Annotated in this window: 16 protein-coding genes; 13 read left to right on the top strand and 3 right to left on the bottom strand. The window is 71.0% G+C overall.

Annotated elements, in window-relative coordinates; genetic code table 11:
- Positions 1-146 precede the first annotated feature (146 nt).
- Positions 147-800, bottom strand: a complete 654-nt coding sequence (locus SALPAC2_RS0108735) for an MBL fold metallo-hydrolase (RefSeq protein WP_018216277.1) — start codon at positions 798-800, stop codon at positions 147-149.
- 7 nt (positions 801-807) lie between these two features.
- Positions 808-1524 carry a maleylpyruvate isomerase family mycothiol-dependent enzyme gene (locus SALPAC2_RS0108730; protein ID WP_018216276.1) on the bottom strand — a complete coding sequence of 239 codons (717 nt, stop codon included), beginning with the start codon at positions 1522-1524 and terminating at the stop codon, positions 808-810.
- Between the two features lie 114 nt (positions 1525-1638).
- On the opposite strand from SALPAC2_RS0108730, the gene rsgA reads away from it, so the two are divergent.
- From rsgA to SALPAC2_RS0108700, 6 genes are all read left to right on the top strand, one after another.
- Positions 1639-2457, top strand: a complete 819-nt coding sequence (gene rsgA, locus SALPAC2_RS0108725) for a GTPase RsgA (RefSeq protein WP_018216275.1) — start codon at positions 1639-1641, stop codon at positions 2455-2457.
- Positions 2458-2739: 282 nt separating this feature from the next.
- Positions 2740-5703: an excinuclease ABC subunit UvrA gene (gene uvrA, locus SALPAC2_RS0108720; protein ID WP_018216274.1), complete on the top strand. Its 2964-nt coding sequence runs from the start codon at positions 2740-2742 to the stop codon at positions 5701-5703.
- Positions 5704-5748: 45 nt separating this feature from the next.
- Positions 5749-5922 (top strand): hypothetical protein, encoded by a 174-nt coding sequence (locus SALPAC2_RS27510; protein WP_018216273.1) that lies wholly within the window; start codon positions 5749-5751, stop codon positions 5920-5922.
- The gene (locus SALPAC2_RS0108710; protein ID WP_018216272.1) at positions 5919-6413 is read left to right on the top strand and encodes a Rieske (2Fe-2S) protein; all 495 of its coding nucleotides are present in this window, start codon (positions 5919-5921) and stop codon (positions 6411-6413) included. The genes SALPAC2_RS27510 and SALPAC2_RS0108710 overlap by 4 nt, the downstream gene beginning before the upstream one ends.
- Before the next feature lie 128 nt (positions 6414-6541).
- Positions 6542-8539: an excinuclease ABC subunit UvrC gene (uvrC, locus tag SALPAC2_RS0108705; protein WP_018216271.1), complete on the top strand. Its 1998-nt coding sequence runs from the start codon at positions 6542-6544 to the stop codon at positions 8537-8539.
- Between the two features lie 45 nt (positions 8540-8584).
- Positions 8585-9385, top strand: a complete 801-nt coding sequence (locus SALPAC2_RS0108700; RefSeq protein ID WP_018216270.1) for an alpha/beta fold hydrolase — start codon at positions 8585-8587, stop codon at positions 9383-9385.
- Positions 9386-9442: 57 nt separating this feature from the next.
- Here the strand turns inward: SALPAC2_RS0108700 and recQ are convergent, their stop codons facing one another.
- A complete protein-coding gene (gene recQ, locus SALPAC2_RS0108695; RefSeq protein WP_018216269.1) occupies positions 9443-11284 on the bottom strand; it encodes a DNA helicase RecQ in 1842 nt (613 codons plus the stop codon).
- A gap of 224 nt (positions 11285-11508) precedes the next feature.
- On the opposite strand from recQ, the gene SALPAC2_RS0108690 reads away from it, so the two are divergent.
- The 7 genes from SALPAC2_RS0108690 (at position 11509) to tpiA (ending at position 18652) form a co-directional block, all read left to right on the top strand.
- On the top strand, positions 11509-12180 hold the full coding sequence (locus SALPAC2_RS0108690; RefSeq protein ID WP_223874891.1) for a GAP family protein: 672 nt from the start codon (positions 11509-11511) through the stop codon (positions 12178-12180).
- A gap of 243 nt (positions 12181-12423) precedes the next feature.
- Complete coding sequence (gene rapZ, locus SALPAC2_RS0108680) at positions 12424-13332, top strand: RNase adapter RapZ (RefSeq protein ID WP_018216267.1); 909 nt, start codon at positions 12424-12426, stop codon at positions 13330-13332.
- A complete protein-coding gene (locus SALPAC2_RS0108675) occupies positions 13329-14321 on the top strand; it encodes a gluconeogenesis factor YvcK family protein (RefSeq protein ID WP_018216266.1) in 993 nt (330 codons plus the stop codon). The genes rapZ and SALPAC2_RS0108675 overlap by 4 nt, the downstream gene beginning before the upstream one ends.
- Positions 14322-14375: 54 nt before the next feature.
- On the top strand, positions 14376-15356 hold the full coding sequence (gene whiA, locus SALPAC2_RS0108670) for a DNA-binding protein WhiA (RefSeq protein ID WP_018216265.1): 981 nt from the start codon (positions 14376-14378) through the stop codon (positions 15354-15356).
- A 247-nt stretch (positions 15357-15603) separates the two neighbouring features.
- Positions 15604-16608 carry a type I glyceraldehyde-3-phosphate dehydrogenase gene (gene gap, locus SALPAC2_RS0108665; RefSeq protein ID WP_018216264.1) on the top strand — a complete coding sequence of 335 codons (1005 nt, stop codon included), beginning with the start codon at positions 15604-15606 and terminating at the stop codon, positions 16606-16608.
- Positions 16609-16660: 52 nt separating this feature from the next.
- Positions 16661-17860, top strand: a complete 1200-nt coding sequence (locus tag SALPAC2_RS27845) for a phosphoglycerate kinase (protein WP_018216263.1) — start codon at positions 16661-16663, stop codon at positions 17858-17860.
- A complete protein-coding gene (gene tpiA / locus SALPAC2_RS27840) occupies positions 17861-18652 on the top strand; it encodes a triose-phosphate isomerase (RefSeq protein WP_018216262.1) in 792 nt (263 codons plus the stop codon).
- Positions 18653-18663 lie beyond the last annotated feature (11 nt).

Here is an 18663-nt window from a genome sequence, read left to right as displayed (position 1 = left end):
GTTGCCCCGAGGCCCACACACGGGGCCGACTCAGGCAGCAGGACCGTGTTCGGCGCCGTACTGTTCGGGTTGTCGGCAAACCACCGTTGGGCTACCGCAACCCCAGGCGGTCACCCCGGGACCGAGCCGCCTCCCAGCCGTGACGGTTACCAGCCGCGGGCTCGCCACCGGGGCAGGGCGGGCCGTTCGGCGCCGAGGGTGCTGTCCCTGCCGTGGCCTGGGTAGAACCAGGTGTTGTCGGGTAGCCGGTCGAAGAGGCGCTGCTCGACATCGTCGATGAGCTGAGCGAAGCGTTGCGGGTCCTGCTCGGTGTTGCCCACCCCGCCCGGAAAGAGGCTGTCCCCGGTGAACAGGTGCGGTGTGCCGGATGGGTCCTGGTAGAGCAGGGCGATCGAGCCCGGGGTGTGCCCGCGCAGGTGAATCACCTCCAGCGTGCAGTCGCCGACCGGGATTCGGTCGCCGTCGGCGAGGGGCTCCACCTTGATCGGCAGCCCGGGCGCGTCCTCGGCGTGCGCCAACGGCCGGGCCCCGGTATCGGCCACCACCTCTTCGAGTGCCAGCCAGTGGTCCATGTGCTGGTGGGTGGTGACCACCGTGGCGAGGCCGGCGTCGCCGATCAGGTCGAGTAGCCGGGGCGCCTCGTTGGCCGCGTCCACCAAGACCTGCTCGCCGTTGCTCCGGCAGCGCAGCAGGTAGGCGTTGTTGTCCATCGGGCCCACCGACATCTTGGTGATGGTGAGCCGGTCCAACTCGCGGGTGGCTGGCGGGCCGCCGGGGGTGACGTCTCCGGTGTAGGTCATTGGTCGGTCAGATCCATTCGGGTGGGGTCGGTAGCGGGCCGTCGGGGGCGACGGTGAGCAGGGTGCCGGGGCTGCGGCCGATCAGCCAGGCGGCGAGGTGGGGCGCGGCGCCGCTCACGGTGGGGGCGGCGGTACGGTCGCCGACCACCAGTTCGTGCGCTCTGCCGTCGCAGCGCAGCACCATCGGCGGCGCGTCGGAGCGCCCGGCCAGGTCGGTGGCGACCTCGCGCAGGAGCCGGTGGCCGAACGCTTCCGGCCAGTCGGCGGGCTGGTAGTCGACGGCCAGGTCCACGTGGTGCACCTCGACTTCGCGGAGTCGGCCCCAGACGAGGTTCGCCGCGGACCACGGCCCGCGTCGGGTGGCGACGGTGGCGCCCCACGCCTCGGTCGGCATCGCCGCCACCGCCTCGGCGAACCGCTCCGCGCTGCGGCGCAGGTCGTCCCGGTGCGCGGCGGGTGGGCGGGCGGCGCCGGCCTCGATGTCCGCGGAGCGGGCGGCGGGGCTCGCGTACATCGGGATGGGGTCCCCGGTGCGGGCGGCGGTGAGCAGGTTGACGAACCCGTCGGCGTTGCGGGCAAGGTGGGCCAGCACATGTCCCCGGGTCCAACCGGGCAGCAGGGACGCGGTGGCCAGGCTCGTCTCGTCGAGGTCCGCCGTGGTGCGCAGGAGACGGGCCGTGGCGTCGTCCACCTCGCCGGTCAGCCGCAGTGGATCGGAGGTCACTTCTCGACCCTAGCGGTCGGGCCGTCCGTTCGTCGCCGGGGAAATTGGTTTCGGGTGCCCGGCGGTGCGCCCTACGGTCGGCGACAACGCGAGGCCGGGAGGTCGGAGGAGGTAATGGATTTCGTGACCATCGATCTGGCGGCCCTGGGTTGGGACGCCGACCGGGTGTCCGACGCGCGACGGCGCGCCGACTGTCAGCCGGGCCGGGTGGCCTGGGTGGAGCGGGGGGTCTGCACCGTCCTGACGGCCGCCGGCCCACTCCGCGCCACCCTCGGCGGGGCGGTGCTGGCCATGGCCGCCCGGGACCGGACTTACCTGCCGTGCGTGGGGGACTGGGTGCTGCTCGCCACCTGGCCCGACCGGCACGTGACGGTCGAGGTGGTGCTGCCCCGGCGGACCGCGTTGCTGGGCTCGCCCGCCGGCAGGGTCGGCGGCCGGTCGTCCCGCACCGGGACGGGCGGGCAGATCCTGGCGGCCAACCTGACCGCCACGGCGGTGGTCGAGCCGATGCGTCCCGAGCCCGACTTTGGGCGGGTTGGGCGCCTGCTGGCGCTCGCGCAGGAGTCGGGGGCCCGGCCGTTGGTGGTGCTGACCAAGTCCGACCTGGTCGCCGATCCGGCTGCGGTGGTGCGGCGGGTTGCGGCGGCGGCGCCGGGGGTGCCGGTGCTGCCGGTCAGTGCGCGGCGGGGTGCGGGGCTCGACCCGCTACGCGCGGAGGTGGCGTCCGGTCGGACCCTTGGCCTGCTCGGCCCGTCCCGGTCAGGCCGGTCGAGTCTGGTGAACGTGCTGGCCGGCGCGGTGGCGCTGCCGACGTCGACGAGCGGGCGGGGGGACGGCGCGGGCCGACCCCACTCCGCTGGGCGGGCGCTGGTGGCGGTGCCGGGCGGTGGCGCGGTGGTGAAGACCCCGGGGGTACGGGTGGTGCCCGGCTGACCGACCTGAGCTGGGGGAATGCGCGGAAGAAGGGAAGTGTCACACCCCAGGGCTAGGCTTGCCGAGGCGCTCTTTGGGCGCGTTGGTGACCAGGAAACAAAGGGAACCAGGTGACAAAGGCAACCAGGTAACAAAGGTGACCAAGTGGCTAGGTAGCCACCCTGCCCAATGGGCGACACAACCGCACAGCGCGACCGCTTGGCCGTCATCCGGGGCAAATCTTCCGGATAGTGCCGTCGGGCGACAGCTGCCATCAATCCGCACCCCGGGAGTACACGCACCGTGGTTGACCGACTCATCATCCGTGGCGCGCGCGAGCACAACTTGCGTGACGTCAGTCTCGACCTGCCGCGGGACGCGCTCATCGTGTTCACCGGGCTGTCCGGTTCCGGCAAGTCGAGCCTGGCCTTCGACACCATCTTCGCCGAGGGGCAGCGGCGCTACGTCGAGTCGTTGTCGTCGTACGCGCGGCAGTTCCTCGGCCAGATGGACAAGCCGGATGTGGACTTCATCGAAGGGCTCAGCCCGGCCGTCTCCATCGACCAGAAGTCGACCTCGCGTAACCCCCGGTCGACCGTGGGCACGATCACTGAGGTCTACGACTACCTGCGCCTGCTCTTCGCCCGGATCGGCCAGCCGCACTGCCCGGTCTGCGGCGAGCGGATCTCCCGGCAGACCCCGCAGCAGATCGTCGACCGGGTCCTGGCCATGGCTGAGGGCACCCGGTTCATGGTGCTCGCGCCGGTCGTGCGGGGCCGTAAGGGCGAATATGTAGACCTCTTCGCCGAGTTGCAGGCGAAGGGTTACGCCCGCGCCCGGGTGGACGGGGTGGTGCACCCGCTGACCGAGCCACCGAAGCTCAAGAAGCAGGAGAAGCACACTATCGAGGTGGTCATCGACCGGCTCACCGTGAAGCCGTCGGCCAAGCAGCGGCTGACGGACTCGGTCGAGGCGGCGCTCGGGCTCTCCAGCGGTCTGGTGCTGCTGGACTTCGTCGACCTGCCCGAGGACGACCCGGAGCGGGAGCGCCGCTACTCGGAGCATCTGGCCTGCCCCAACGACCACCAGCTCGCGATCGAGGACCTGGAGCCCCGGGTCTTCTCCTTCAACGCCCCCTACGGCGCGTGCCCGGAGTGCACCGGCCTGGGCACGAAGAAGGAGGTCGACCCGGAGCTGGTGATCCCCGACCCGGAGCGCACCCTGCGGGAGGGGGCGATCCAGCCCTGGTCCGGCGGACACACCCTGGAATACTTCCTGCGCCTGCTGGAAGCGCTGGGCGAGGCGGAGCACTTCGATCTCGACACGCCGTGGCGGGCGCTGCCGGCCCGGATCCAGAAGACGATCCTGCACGGCGCCGACGACCAGGTGCACGTGCGGTACCGCAACAAGTACGGCCGGGAACGCTCGTACTACACCGGTTTCGAGGGTGTGATGCAGTGGATCGAGCGCCGGCACTCGGATACCGAGTCGGAGTGGTCCCGGGAGAAGTACGAGGGCTACATGCGGGACGTGCCCTGTGCCGCCTGCGGCGGCGCCCGGCTCAAGCCGGAGGTGTTGGCGGTCACCGTCGCCGGCCGGAGTATCGCCGAAGTGTGCGGGATGTCCATCGGGGAGTGCGCCGAGCTGCTCGCCGGCGTCGAATTGACCGATCGGCAGCGGCTGATCGCCGAGCGGGTCCTTAAGGAGATCAACGCTCGGCTGCGGTTCCTGCTCGACGTCGGGCTGGACTACCTCTCCCTGGACCGCCCGGCCGGCACCCTCTCCGGGGGCGAGGCACAGCGCATCCGGCTGGCCACCCAGATCGGTTCCGGCCTGGTCGGCGTCCTCTACGTGCTGGACGAGCCGTCAATCGGTCTGCACCAGCGCGACAACCACCGCCTGATCGAGACGCTGCTGCGCCTGCGTGGGCTTGGCAACACGTTGATCGTCGTCGAGCATGACGAGGACACCATCCGGACGGCGGACTGGATCGTCGACATCGGTCCGGGGGCCGGCGAGCACGGCGGCCGGATCGTGCACAGCGGGTCGGTCCCGGCGCTGTTGGAGAACCCGGAGTCGGTGACCGGGGCGTACCTGGCCGGCCGGAAGGAGATCCCGACGCCGCAGCGGCGCCGTCCGCAGACGCCGGGCCGGGAGCTGACGGTGCGGGGGGCCCGCGAACACAACCTGCGGAACCTGACTGTGACGTTCCCGCTCGGTCAACTGATCGCCGTCACCGGGGTCAGCGGCTCCGGCAAGTCGACCCTGGTCAACGACATCCTGTACGCGGTGCTGGCCAATCAGATCAACGGGGCGCGGCTGGTGCCGGGCCGGCACACCCGGGTCGCCGGTCTGGAACACGTGGACAAGGTCGTCGGGGTGGATCAGTCGCCGATCGGGCGTACCCCGCGATCCAACCCGGCCACCTACACCGGCGTCTGGGATCACGTTCGCAAGCTGTTCGCCGAGACGGTCGAGGCCAAAGTCCGGGGGTACGGGCCGGGCCGGTTCTCGTTCAACGTCAAGGGGGGCCGGTGTGAGGCCTGTTCCGGCGACGGCACTCTCAAGATCGAGATGAACTTCCTGCCCGACGTCTACGTGCCGTGCGAGGTCTGCAAGGGCGCTCGGTACAACCGGGAGACCCTGGAGGTGCGCTACAAGGGCAAGACCGTCTCGGATGTGCTGGAGATGCCGATCGAGGAGGCGGCGGAGTTCTTCTCCGCCATTCCGGCCATCCACCGGCACCTTCGGACGCTGGTGGACGTGGGGCTCGGCTACGTCCGGCTGGGCCAGCCCGCGCCCACCCTCTCCGGTGGCGAGGCGCAGCGGGTCAAGCTCGCCTCTGAGCTGCAGAAGCGCTCTACCGGGCGAACAGTCTACGTGCTCGACGAGCCGACCACCGGGCTGCACTTCGAGGACATCCGGAAGCTGCTGATGGTGCTGGAGGGGTTGGTCGACAAGGGCAACACCGTGATCACCATCGAGCACAACCTCGACGTGATCAAGACCGCTGACTGGATCATCGACATGGGGCCGGAGGGCGGCCACCGCGGCGGCACGGTCCTCGCCGCCGGCACCCCGGAGGAGGTCGCGGAGGTGCCCGAGAGTCACACCGGCCAGTTTGTGCGCCAGGTGCTCAAGCTCGACGGTACGGCGCAGGGCGCGGCACAGGCCACCTCCCGGGCGGCCAAGGCCAACGGGGCGAAGACCCGTGCGGCGGGGGCGAAGACCCGTGCCGCCCGGAAGACCGCCAGCAAGGCTCGGTGACCGGCCGGCGTCACCGGTCCGGGGCGCCCGAGGCGACACGGACCGGTGAATGATCAGGGCGGCAAGGTGACCGGGCCGGTGACCCTCGCCGGCCGGGTAGGGTCGCACGGGTGGCACCGGGACGCGGACCGGGTGAACCGACCGGGCGCGTTGGTCTCGGGGGACCGACTGGGCACACCATCATGGCAGCGGTCGTTGGCCGAGGAGATTGCGGAATGAGTGACGAGCAGACGGGGACCGGTGCGGAGGTCGGCACCGGCGACGGCGTACGGACCCGGCGAGCCGTGCTGGCCGGCGCAGGTGCGGTCGGCGCCGCGATGGCCCTGGCCGCCTGCGGCGACAGCTCCACCGGCGAAGCCGAGGCCAGCCCCGGCCCGGCGTTGAGCGAGAGCGGCGACCCGGGCGGCGGCGATCGGGAGGGAGCCCAGTCGCTGGCCCGGACCAGTGACATCCCGGTCGGGGGTGGTGTCGTCTACGCCGCGCAGGGTGTTGTCATCACCCAACCGTCAGCGGGGGAGTTCAAGGGCTTCGACCCGATCTGCCCGCACCAGAACTGTCCGGTGGGGAACGTGGACGGTGGCACGATCAACTGCACCTGTCACGGGAGCAAGTTCTCGATCGAGGACGGTTCGGTGCTGACCGGCCCGTCCACCAAGCCCCTCGCCCCGCGGGATGTCTCAGTCAACGGCGACCAGATCTCGCTCGCCTGACTGACGGTAGTCGGCTGTGGTGGGCCTGGTCGGCCCGACCACAGCCGACTAGGCCGACCGCCCCGTTGGCGCTTGACCGCACCCGTTGGCGCTCGGAGGCTGTCGGAGCCGGCGACTAGGCTCGGAACGTGGCTGATCCCTCGTCCTACCGTCCCGCGTCCGGCACGATCCCGGAGTCACCGGGGGTCTACCGGTTCCGCGATGGAACCGGCCGGGTCATCTACGTTGGCAAGGCGCGCAACCTGCGCAACCGGCTCAATTCCTACTTCGCCGACCCGGTCAATCTGCACCAGCGCACCCGGCAGATGGTCTTCACCGCCGAATCGGTGGACTGGATCTCCGTCGCCACCGAGGTCGAGGCGCTCCAGCAGGAGTTCACCGAGATCAAGCAGTACGATCCGCGGTTCAACGTCCGCTACCGGGACGACAAGTCCTACCCGTACCTGGCGGTCACGGTCGCCGAGGAGTTCCCCCGGCTCCAGGTCATGCGGGGGACGAAGCGCAAGGGGGTGCGCTACTTCGGGCCGTACTCGCACGCCTGGGCGATCCGCGAGACGCTCGACCTGCTGCTTCGGGTCTTTCCGGCGCGCACCTGCTCGTCGGGGGTTTTCAAGCGGGCCGGTCAGGTCGGCCGTCCCTGCCTGCTGGGCTACATCGACAAGTGCTCCGCGCCCTGCGTCGGCAGCGTCTCCGCCGAGGAGCACCGGGCGATCGTGGACGGCTTCTGCGACTTCATGGGCGGCCGGACCGACCTCATGGTCCGCCGGTTGGAGCGGGAGATGGCCGACGCCAGTGCGGCGCTGGAGTTCGAGCGGGCCGCCCGGCTCCGCGACGACCTGGCCGCCCTGCGCCGGGCGATGGAGAAGCAGACCGTGGTCTTCGGCGACGGCACCGACGCCGACGTGGTCGCCTTCGCCGATGACCCGCTGGAGGCGGCCGTGCAGGTGTTTCACGTGCGGGACGGGCGCATCCGTGGCCAGCGCGGCTGGGTGGTCGAGAAGACCGAGGAGCTGACCATCGGTGATCTGGTCCACCACTTCTGCACCCAGGTGTATGGCGGGGAGCAGGGTGAGGCCGATGTCCCCCGGGAACTCCTCGTGCCCGAGCTTCCCACCGACGTCGAGGCGCTCGCCGACTGGCTCTCCGACCATCGCGGCAGCCGGGTGACGCTGCGGGTTCCGCAGCGCGGCGACAAGCGGGCCCTGCTGGAGACGGTCGCGCGCAACGCCACCGACGCCCTGGCCCGGCACAAGCTCAAACGCGCCGGTGATCTGACCACCCGGAGTAAGGCCCTCGACGAGATCGCCGAGACGCTGGGCCTGCAGACGGCGCCGCTGCGCATCGAGTGTTACGACATCTCCCAGATCCAGGGCACCGACGTGGTGGCCAGCATGGTGGTCTTCGAGGACGGGTTGCCGCGCAAGAGCGAGTATCGGCGGTTCATCATCCGGGGCGCCACCGACGACCTCTCGGCGATGTCGGAGGTGCTGCGGCGGCGGTTCGCCCGTTACCTGGACGCCCGGGCCGAGACGGGGGAGGCCGGTGTCGAGTCGGCCGGTGAACCGGTCGCCCCGGCCGGGCCGGCTTCGACCGGTACGGGTGCGGCCGACGAGCCACGGGTCGGCACCCTGGTCGATCCGACCACCGGCCGGCCACGCAGGTTCGCCTACCCACCACAGCTGGTGGTGGTGGACGGGGGCGCGCCGCAGGTAGCGGCGGCGGCGCAGGCCCTCGCCGAGTTGGGCGTCGATGACGTGGCACTCTGCGGGCTGGCGAAGCGGCTGGAGGAGGTGTGGCTGCCCGACGACGACTTCCCGGCCATCCTGCCGCGCACCTCCGAGGGCCTCTACCTGCTGCAGCGGGTGCGAGACGAGGCGCACCGGTTCGCCATCACGTTCCACCGGCAGCGGCGTTCCCGGCGGATGACCGAGTCGGCGCTGGACCGGGTGCCCGGGCTCGGCGAGGTGCGGCGCACGGCGCTGCTGCGCCACTTCGGCTCGCTGAAGCGACTCTCCGCCGCCTCGGTGGAGGAGATCACCGAGGTCCCCGGGGTCGGCAAGCGGACCGCCGAGGCGATCCTCGCCGCACTCGGCGACTCGACGGAGCCAGATAAACCACGCACGTAGTACCTGTCAATCGGAGCGTTTCTGACAGAAGGGTCCGGCACGGGCATGCTGAAGGTGACATCGGTAGACGGCACGGTGATCGCGTACGAACGCTGCGGGGACCACGGCGCAGATCCGCTGATCGTGGTCGGCGGCGCCACCTGCGACCGGGCGAAGACCCGCGAACTGGCCGAAGGACTCGGCGCCCACCTGCCGGTCGTCAACTACGACCGCCGTGGTCGCGGCGACAGCGGCGACGTCAGCCCGTACGCCGTCGAGCGGGAGGTTGAGGATATCGCCGCCCTCGTCAACGACCTCGGTGCCGATGTCATCCTGTACGGGCACTCGTCCGGTGCCGCCCTGGTGCTGCACGCGGCCGCGGCCGGGGTGCCGGCCCGGGCGGTCGTGCTCCACGAACCACCCTTCGGCGCGGACACCGACGAGGACCGCCAAGAGGCCCGCGACTACGCCGAGGCCCTGACCACGCTGCTGGCGGAGGGTCGACGCGACGACGCTGTGGCGCTGTTCTTCCAGACCACCGGGGTGCCGGCGGAGGCGGTGGCCGAGCTGCGCCACGAGCCGTGGTGGGCCGACGTGGTGGCGCTCGCGCCGACGCTCGCCTACGACTCGGCGGTCATGGGTGACCGCAGCCGTGGTGGCGTCCTGCCGGTGGAGGTCGCCGCCCGGGTTTCCGTGCCCGCGCTGGTGCTCAGCGGCGGCGACAGCCCGGACTGGATGATCGAGGTGGCCCGCGCCGCCGCCGCGGCGCTGCCGCGGGGCACGCACCGGGTGCTGCCCGGCGAGGGGCACGTACCGTCGCCGCAGACCCTCGCCCCGGTGCTGACGGACTTCATCGCCCGAGGCTGAACCGCCGATGACGCCAGCGCGGACCTGTTGGGTGGCTGATCGACTCGCCTTGATCGATTAAGCAGGGTGTGGGGTGTCGGCGAGTACGGCCAGCACCTGCTCGCCGTACTTCGCCAGCTTCGCCTCTCCGACGCCACTGACCTGGGCCAGGTCGGCCAGGACGGCCGGTGCGTCGGTGGCGATCTGCCGCAGCGTGTCGTCGTGGAAGATCACGTACGCCGGCACGCCCTGCTCCTTGGCGGTGGTGGCCCGCCAGGCGCGTAGCCGCTCGAAGGCCTCGGCGGCGGTCGGCGCCAGCTCGGCGACCACGGTGGCCGCGCCGCGCGGCTTCGCCGGTCGGGCCTTCCGGGCCGGTTCGCGGCGGAGCATGACGGTGCGGCGCCGACCCAGCACCTCCGCGCTGGTGTCGGTGAGGGCCAGGGTGCCGTAGTCTCCCTCGACCGCCAGCAGCCCCTCGGCGAGCAGCTGCCGGACCACTCCCCGCCACTCCGCCTCGCTCAGCTCGGTGCCGATGCCGAAGACCGTCAGGGAGTCGTGCCGGTGCTGCTGGACCTTGTCGGTGGCGCGGCCGAGCAGGATGTCGACGCAGTGCCCGGAGCCGAAGCGTTGGTTCCGTTCCCGGTCAAGCCGGTAGACCGTGGAGAGCAACTTCTGCGCGGCGACCGTGCCGTCCCACGACTCGGGCGGCTGCAGGCAGGTGTCGCAGTTGCCGCAGGCGGCGGCGGTCTCGCCGAAGTAGTCCAGCAGCTGCACCCGGCGGCAGCGGACCGTCTCGCAGAGCGCGAGCATCGCCTCCAGATGGGCGGCGAGGTTACGCCGGTGCGCCAGGTCCCCCTCCGAGGTGTCGATCAGCCGGCGCTGCTGCACCACATCGGTCAGGCCGTAGGCGAGCCAGGCTGTTGCCGGCAGGCCGTCCCGTCCGGCGCGGCCGGTCTCCTGGTAGTAGCCCTCCACCGACTTCGGTAGGTCCAGGTGGGCGACGAACCGTACGTCCGGCTTGTCGATGCCCATCCCGAACGCGATCGTCGCGACCATGACCAGGCCGTCCTCGCGCAGGAAACGCTGCTGGTGCCGGGCGCGGGTGACCGCGTCCAGGCCGGCGTGGTACGGCAACGCGGCAACACCGTTGTCGACCAGGAACTCCGCGGTCTTCTCCACGCTGGCCCGGGAGAGGCAGTAGATGATGCCGGCGTCCCCCGGGTGCTCGTCCCGGAGCAGGGCCAGCAGCTGCCGCTTCGGCTCCCGCTTCGCCGCGATGCGGTACTGGATGTTGGGCCGGTCGAAGCTCGCGACGAAGTGCCGGGCCGAGGTGAGCTGAAGCCGGGTGGCGATCTCGGCCCGGGTGGCGCTGGTCGCGGTGGCGGTCAACGCCACCCGGGGCACCCCCGGCCAGCGTTCGTGCAGCATTGACAGGGCCAGGTAGTCCGGGCGGAAGTCGTGCCCCCACTGCGACACGCAGTGCGCCTCGTCGATCGCGAAGAGGCTGATCCGCCCCTGGTCGAGCAGGTGCTGCACGCTCCGGGTGCCCAGGGCCTCCGGGGCGAGGTAGAGCAGATCCAGCTCCCCGGCGACGAAGGCTCGCTCGACTGCGCGGCGGGCGTCGAGGTCCAGCGTCGAGTTGAGGAAGCCGGCCCGGACCCCGACCGCGGTCAGCGCGTCGACCTGGTCCTGCATCAGCGCGATCAACGGTGACACGACCACCGCGACGCCGTCCCGCAGCAGCGCCGGGATCTGGTAGCAGAGCGACTTGCCGCCGCCGGTGGGCATCAGCACCAGGGCGTCCCCGCCGGCCGCCAGGTGTTCGATGACCTCCTGCTGGAAGCCCCGGAAGGCGTCGTAGCCGAAGACACGCCGCAGTGTTTCCAGCGCGGCGGGCTGCTGGTCGGTGGCGGAGGGCATGGGGCGCAGTCTACGAGTGGCCTCTGACGCGCCGGCCCACGCGGTAGGTCGACGCGCTCACCGGCCGCACCCGTAGTCGCCGTCGCCCCAGCGGCATGGTGTTGCGCCATTGACGGGGGTGCGCGAGGAAGCCGGTGTCGGGTTGGGGCACGGTCCTACAATGGCCGTCTTCCGGCCCTTACTTCCTCCACTAGGGAGGCACGCGCCATGACGTGGAGATCTTGATGATCACTGGTCTCTTCGGCCTCGCGCTACTGGACAGCCTTAACCCGTCGGCTCTCGCGGTAACCGTCTATCTGCTGCTGTCGACGAAGCCGTACGTCCCACGGGTCCTGGTGTATGTGGGCGCGATCTTCTCCGCCTATCTCACCCTGGGCCTGCTGCTCTTCCTGGGCGCGGAGTCCACCTTCCATCGGGTGAGCGGTTTCCTCGGCAGTGATGCCGGCTATGTGCTGCAGGGTGCGGTGGGAGCGGCTCTGCTGATCTACGGCTGGCTGACCGAACGTCGCCGCCGCCGGGCCAGCCCCACACCGCAGCGGCCCCGCTCCCACTCCTATCGGGCGATCGCGCTCCTGGGCGTGGTGGTGACGGTGGCCGAGTTCGGCACCGCGCTGCCCTACCTCGGGGCGATCGGAATCCTGGTCGGCGCGGACACATCAGTGCCGGAGGCGGTGGCGCTGCTGACCGCGTACAACGGGGTCATGGTGCTGCCACCCCTACTGATGCTGGTGGCCTACCGGGTGCTGGGCGACCGGATCCGGCAACTGTTGGAGGCCGCCGGCGGGTGGTTGATGCGGCAGGCCGCCGAGCTGTGGTCGTCGATTCTCAGTGCTGCCGGAGCGCTGCTGTTGCTCAGCTTCGTGGCTCACTTCGAGCTGTGGAAATGGATCGGCTGAATCGGCCGTTCGGACTGGTGGTAGCCCTGGCCGGCCAGCTGATTCCCCGACGGCGGTACGTCAACCCACCTGCCGGGGCGACCTGAGATTGTCGCGGGCGCAGAAGTCTGGTGGCCGATGCGGGGCGAGCTGTCTCGGTGTCGGGAATGTGACGCGGGAGATCTGGGTGGTTCGGCGGGTTAGAGTCGCTGTTCGAACCCGTGGCCCAGTTCGGGGCGCGGTGTCACAGGTTGGGGGTACCAGGTGATCGAGGGGCAGCCGAGCGTGCCGGACGGGCCCGATCCGTCGGGCGCCGACACCACGCTCGTGGTGGTGACCGGGGTCTCCGGCGGTGGGCGCAGCACTGTTGCCCGCGCGCTGGAGAACGTCGGCTACTACGTGGTCGACAACCTGCCCCAGGCGCTGATGCTGGACATGGCCGAGCTGGCGATGAAGGCCGGTGGCGCCGCCCGCCGTACGGCGATGGTGCTGGATGTGCGCTCCCGGGCGTTCTCCACCGACCTAGCCGGGGCGATCCGGGAGCTCAAGGAGCGGGGCTTCGCCCCGCGGGTGGTCTTCGTTGACGCCGACGACGAGGTGTTGATCCGGCGCTTTGAGAGCGTCCGGCGCTCGCACCCCATGCAGGGGGAGGGGCGGCTCGCCGACGGCATCGCGGTTGAGCGCGGGCTGCTGGAGGGGGCTCGCGACCAGGCCGATGTGTTCGTCGACACCAGCCACCTCAACGTCAACCAGCTGCGTCGGCGGATCGAGGAGCTCTTCGGCGCCGAGGACGCCCGCCGGCTGCGAGTTACCGTGGTCTCCTTCGGTTTCAAGTACGGCGTACCGCCGGATGCCGACTTCGTCTGCGACGCCCGGTTTCTGCCGAACCCGTACTGGGTTCCGGAGCTGCGCGAGCACACCGGGCAGGTGGCGGCGGTCAGCTCGTACGTGTTGGGCCAGGAGGGCGCCGAGGACTTCGTGGCGACCTACGCCGACCTGCTCAATGCCACCACCGCTGGTTTCGAGCGGGAGGGAAAGCGGTATCTGACCGCCGCCGTCGGCTGTACCGGTGGCAAGCACCGCAGTGTCGCCATCGCCGAGGAGCTGGCCGTGCGGCTGCGTCAGACCGGCCTCGCCGTCAACGCGCAGCACCGGGACCTGGGGCGCGAGTGACGGCTATCCGGGTGGTCACCTTCGGCGGTGGGCACGGACTATCCGCTTCGCTGCGGGCACTGCGGCGCTGCGCTCCCGAACTCGACCTTGATCTGACCGCGGTGGTGACGGTCGGCGACGACGGCGGGTCCAGCGGCCGGCTGCGGGCGGAGCGGGGCGGGCTGCCGCCGGGGGACCTGCGGCAGGCACTCGTCGCGCTGGCCGGAGATCATCCCGCCACACAGCGCAGCGCCGGGCTCTTCCAACACCGCTTCGCCGCGGTCCCGACGCCGGCGCCCGGCGACCGGTCGGGCACCGCGGGCGGACTGACCGGGCACGCCGTCGGCAATCTCGTGCTCTGCGGGCTGATGGACCTGCTCGGCGACCCGGTGGCGGCGCTGGAGCATGCCGGCGCGATGTTGGGCACGGTGGGGCGGGTGCTGCCGATGTCCTGCGAGCCGGTCGGGATCGAGGCACGGGTCCGGGGCGCTGACCCCGGCCGGCCGGCGGAGGTCAGCATCGTCAGCGGCCAGCATCAGGTGGCCGTCACCGCCGGTCGGGTCGAGTCGCTGCGGCTGAATCCGGAGGCGCCGGAGGCCTGCCCCGAGGCGTTGGCCGCCATCGGCGCCGCCGACTGGCTCCTCTTCGGCCCGGGTAGCTGGTATACCAGCGTACTGCCGCACCTGTTGGTGCCGGAGCTGGCCGCGGCCATCGCCGAAAGCCCCGCCCGCCGGCTGGTCACCCTCAACCTGGCCGCCGAGAAGGAGACGTTCGGGCTCTCTGTCGCTGATCACCTGGCCGAGCTGCGGTGGTACCTGCCGAAGCTGCGGGTCGACTGCGTACTCGGAGACGTCAAGGCGGTGGGTGACCCCGAGCCGGTCGAGCGTGCGGCAGAATCGCTGGGCGCTCGGCTGATCCTCGCCCCGGTTGCGGTCAACGACGGCACGCCCTGTCATGATTCGGCGGCTCTCGCCGCTGCTTTGGTGCCGGTCCTGGGCGCCGCTCGTTAGACACGTACGTAATCTCCGGCGACACGCCGGAACCGGTCCGTGAGAGGACGCACAATGGCGATGACGGCGGCGGTCAAGGACGAGCTGAGCCGGGTTGACGTGCCCAAGCCCTGCTGCCGGCGGGCGGAGATGGCGGCGCTGCTGCGCTTCGCCGGTGGGTTGCACATCGTCTCCGGCCGGGTGGTCGTGGAGGCCGAGCTGGACACCGGGGCGGTGGCCCGGCGGCTGCGGCGGGAGATCGCCGATGTCTACGGCTACCCCAGCGAGATCCACGTCCTCGCCTCCGGCGGCCTGCGCAAGGGCAGCCACTTCATCGTGCGGGTGGTCAAGGACGGGGAGTTCCTGGCCCGGCAGACCGGCCTGCTCGATGTCCGCGGTCGTCCGGTGCGGGGCCTGCCACCGCATGTGGTGGCCGCCAGCGTCTGCTGCGCGGTCTCGGCGTGGCGTGGCGCGTTCATGGCACACGGTTCGCTGACCGAGCCGGGTCGCTCCAGTGCGATGGAGATCACCTGCCCCGGCCCGGAGTCGGCACTCGCCCTGGTCGGCGCGGCCCGCCGGATCGGCATCGCCGCGAAGAACCGCGAGGTGCGCGGGGTGGACCGGGTGGTCGTCAAGGACGGCGACGCCATCGCCGCCCTACTCACCCGGATCGGTGCCCACTCCAGCGTGCTGGCCTGGGAGGAACGTCGGGTCCGGCGGGAGGTGCGGGCCACCGCGAACCGGTTGGCGAACTTCGACGACGCGAACCTGCGTCGGTCGGCGCGCGCGGCGGTCGCCGCCGCCGCCCGGGTCACCCGTGCCCTGGAGATCCTCGCCGACGACGCGCCACACCACCTGACCTCGGCCGGGCGGCTGCGGCTGGAGCACCGCCAGGCATCGCTGGAGGAGCTGGGCGCGCTGGCCGACCCGCCGTTGACCAAGGATGCGATCGCTGGACGGATCCGGCGGCTGCTCGCGCTCGCCGACAAGCGGGCCCGCGATCTCGGCATCCCGGATACCGAAGCGGCAGTCACGCCGGACATGCTCGTGGTCTGATAGGACGGCGGCGGGAACCACCCGCCGGAGCAAGACCCCCCATGCTCGGATAGGGTCGCTGCGTACGGCAAGGGAGCCGGCACTCGGCATTCCTCGCCGTGCGCACCGCCTCGGGCGGTCGGTCCCTCGGACCGCGGCGGGGCGGCCGAGATGAACCGTCAAACGGCCGGTTCCACCGGCTGGCGCAGACTCGTCGCCGGCCCGTGGGTCACACGCCGGCGGACTAGAACGCGAGGAGATGGGACCTGTGACCATCCGGGTTGGCATCAACGGCTTCGGCCGGATCGGCCGTAACTTCTTCCGGGCAGTGCTGGCGTCCGGCGCTGACATCGAGATCATGGCGGTCAACGACCTGACCGACAACGCGACGCTCGCCCACCTTGTCAAGTACGACAGCATCCTCGGCCGGCTGCCGCACGAGGTGAAGGCCAGCGCGGACGAGATCACCGTGGGCGGCAAGACCGTCAAGGTGTACGCCGAGAAGGACCCGGCGAACCTGCCCTGGGGCGAGCTGGGCGTGGACGTGGTCATCGAGTCCACCGGCCTGTTCACCGACGCCACCAAGGCGAAGGCACACGTCGACGGCGGCGCCAAGAAGGTGATCATCTCCGCGCCGGCGAAGAACGAGGACGTCACCGTGGTGATGGGCGTCAACCACGCGGAGTACGACCCGGCCAAGCACACCGTCATCTCCAACGCCTCCTGCACCACCAACTGCCTGGCGCCGATGGTGAAGGTCCTGCAGGACACGTTCGGCATCGAGCAGGGTCTGATGACCACCATCCACGCCTACACCCAGGACCAGAACCTCCAGGACGCTCCGCACAAGGACCTGCGTCGCGCCCGTGCCGCCGCGCTGAACATCGTGCCGACCTCCACCGGTGCGGCGAAGGCGATCGGCCTGGTGCTGCCGGAGCTCAAGGGCCGGCTGGACGGCTACGCGCTGCGGGTGCCGATCCCGACCGGGTCCGCCACCGACCTGACCGTCACCGTCGGCCGGGAGACCACGGTGGACGAGGTCAACGCCGCGATGAAGGCGGCCGCCAACGGCCCGCTCAACGGCGTCCTGTCCTACAACGAGGACCCGATCGTCTCGGCCGACATCGTCACCGACCCGGCGTCCTGCATCTTCGACGCCCCGCTGACCAAGGTGATCGGCAACCAGGTCAAGATCGTCGGCTGGTACGACAACGAGTGGGGCTACTCGAACCGCCTGGTGGACCTCGTGAAGCTGGTTGGTCAGTCGCTGTGAGTGCGCGTAGGCAGCTCGCGGGGGGCCTGGTGACGAAGGGAAGGTCGGTCCGGTGACTATCCGCACCCTCGACGACCTGCTCGCCGAGGAGGTAACGGGTCGGCGGGTGTTGGTCCGCGCGGACCTGAACGTCCCGCTCGACAAGCAGACTGGTCAGATCACCGACGACGGTCGGATCCGGGCCGTGCTGCCGACCCTGGGCGCGCTGGTCCAGGCCGGCGCGAAGGTGGTCGTCTGCTCCCACCTGGGGCGGCCGAAGGGCAGCCCCGACCCGGCGTTCAGCCTGCGCGCGGTCGCCGGGCGGCTCGGTGAGCTGCTCGGCGCGCCGGTGCACTTCGCCGAGGACACGGTGGGCGACTCGGCCCGGTCCACGGTGGCGGGCCTCGCCGACGGCCAGGTCGCCCTGCTGGAGAACCTTCGGTTCAACCCGGGTGAGACCAGCAAGGACGAGGTGGAGCGGGGCGCCTTCGCCGACCAGCTCGCCGCGCTCGCCGACGCGTACGTGGACGACGCGTTCGGCGCGGTGCACCGTCGGCACGCCAGCGTGTACGACGTACCGGCCCGGCTGCCGCACGTGGCGGGCCGGCTGGTGCTGCGCGAGGTGGAGGTGCTCGGCACCCTCGCCGGGGAGCCGGACCGCCCGTACGTGGTGGTGCTCGGTGGGTCGAAGGTCTCCGACAAGCTGGCGGTGATCGAGGCGTTGCTGCCGAAGGTCGACCGGCTGCTGGTCGGCGGCGGCATGTGCTTCACCTTCCTGAAGGCGCAGGGCCACGAGGTGGGCTCCTCGCTGCTGGAGGAGGAGATGGTCGAGACCTGCCGAAGCCTGCTGGAGCGCGCCGACGGCAAGATCATGCTGCCGGTTGACGTGGTGGCGGCGGACGCGTTCGCCCCGGACGCCCCGCACGACACGGTGCGGGCCGACGGGATCCCCAGCAAGCGGGTCGGGCTCGACATCGGCCCGGAGACGGTGGCTGGTTTCGCCGCCGCGCTGCGGGACGCTCGGACGATCTTCTGGAACGGCCCGATGGGCGTGTTCGAGATGGCGGCCTTCGCGCACGGCACCCGCGGTGTCGCCGAGGCGATCGCGAAGTCGGACGCGTTCACCGTGGTCGGTGGCGGTGACTCCGCCGCCGCGGTGCGGGCGCTCGGCCTCGACGAGCAGGCGTTCAGCCACATCTCCACCGGTGGCGGCGCCAGTCTTGAGTACCTGGAGGGCAAGACCCTCCCCGGCATCGCGGCCTTGGAGAGCTGAATGGCCAACCCCACCCGCCGGCCGCTGATGGCCGGCAACTGGAAGATGAACCTCAACCATCTCGAGGCGAACCTGCTGGTGCAGAAGCTCGCCGCGAGCCTCACCGCGGAGCAGCTCACCGAGGTCGAGACGGTGGTGCTACCGCCGTTCACCGACCTGCGGACGGTGCAGACCGCCGTGGACGGGGACAAGCTGCTCGTTGGTTACGGCGCGCAGGACCTCTCGCCGCACGCATCGGGAGCGCACACCGGTGACATCGCCGGGCCGATGCTGACGAAGCTGGGCTGCACCTACGTGGCCGTCGGCCACTCCGAGCGGCGGGCGAACCACCACGAGGATGACGCGGTCGTCAACGCGAAGGTGCAGGCGGCGCTCACCCATGGTCTCGCCCCGATCCTCTGCGTGGGGGAAGGGCTGGACGTTCGGGAGCAGGGCGGCCAGGTGGCGCACTGCAACGACCAGCTCGACGCCGCCCTCAAGGGGCTCTCCGCCGAGCAGGTGACCCAGGTTGTCGTCGCGTACGAGCCGGTCTGGGCGATCGGCACCGGCAAGACGGCCACCCCGGAGGACGCCCAGGAGGTCTGCGGGGCGCTCCGTCAGCGCCTCGCCGGGCAGTTCGGCCAGGAGACGGCCGACCAGGTGCGGATCCTGTACGGCGGGTCGGTCAAGTCGTCGAACGTGGCCGCCATCATGGCTCAGCCGGACGTGGATGGCGCCCTTGTCGGTGGCGCCAGCCTGGACGCTGAGGAGTTCGCGAAGATCTGCCGGTTCCCGGAGCACACCACCGGCTGACCGCTTCGCTA

Origin of the sequence: Salinispora vitiensis, from assembly GCF_000378825.1 — a bacterium.
Lineage (GTDB): Bacteria > Actinomycetota > Actinomycetes > Mycobacteriales > Micromonosporaceae > Micromonospora > Micromonospora vitiensis.
This window is presented reverse-complemented; position numbering and strand designations above follow the sequence as displayed.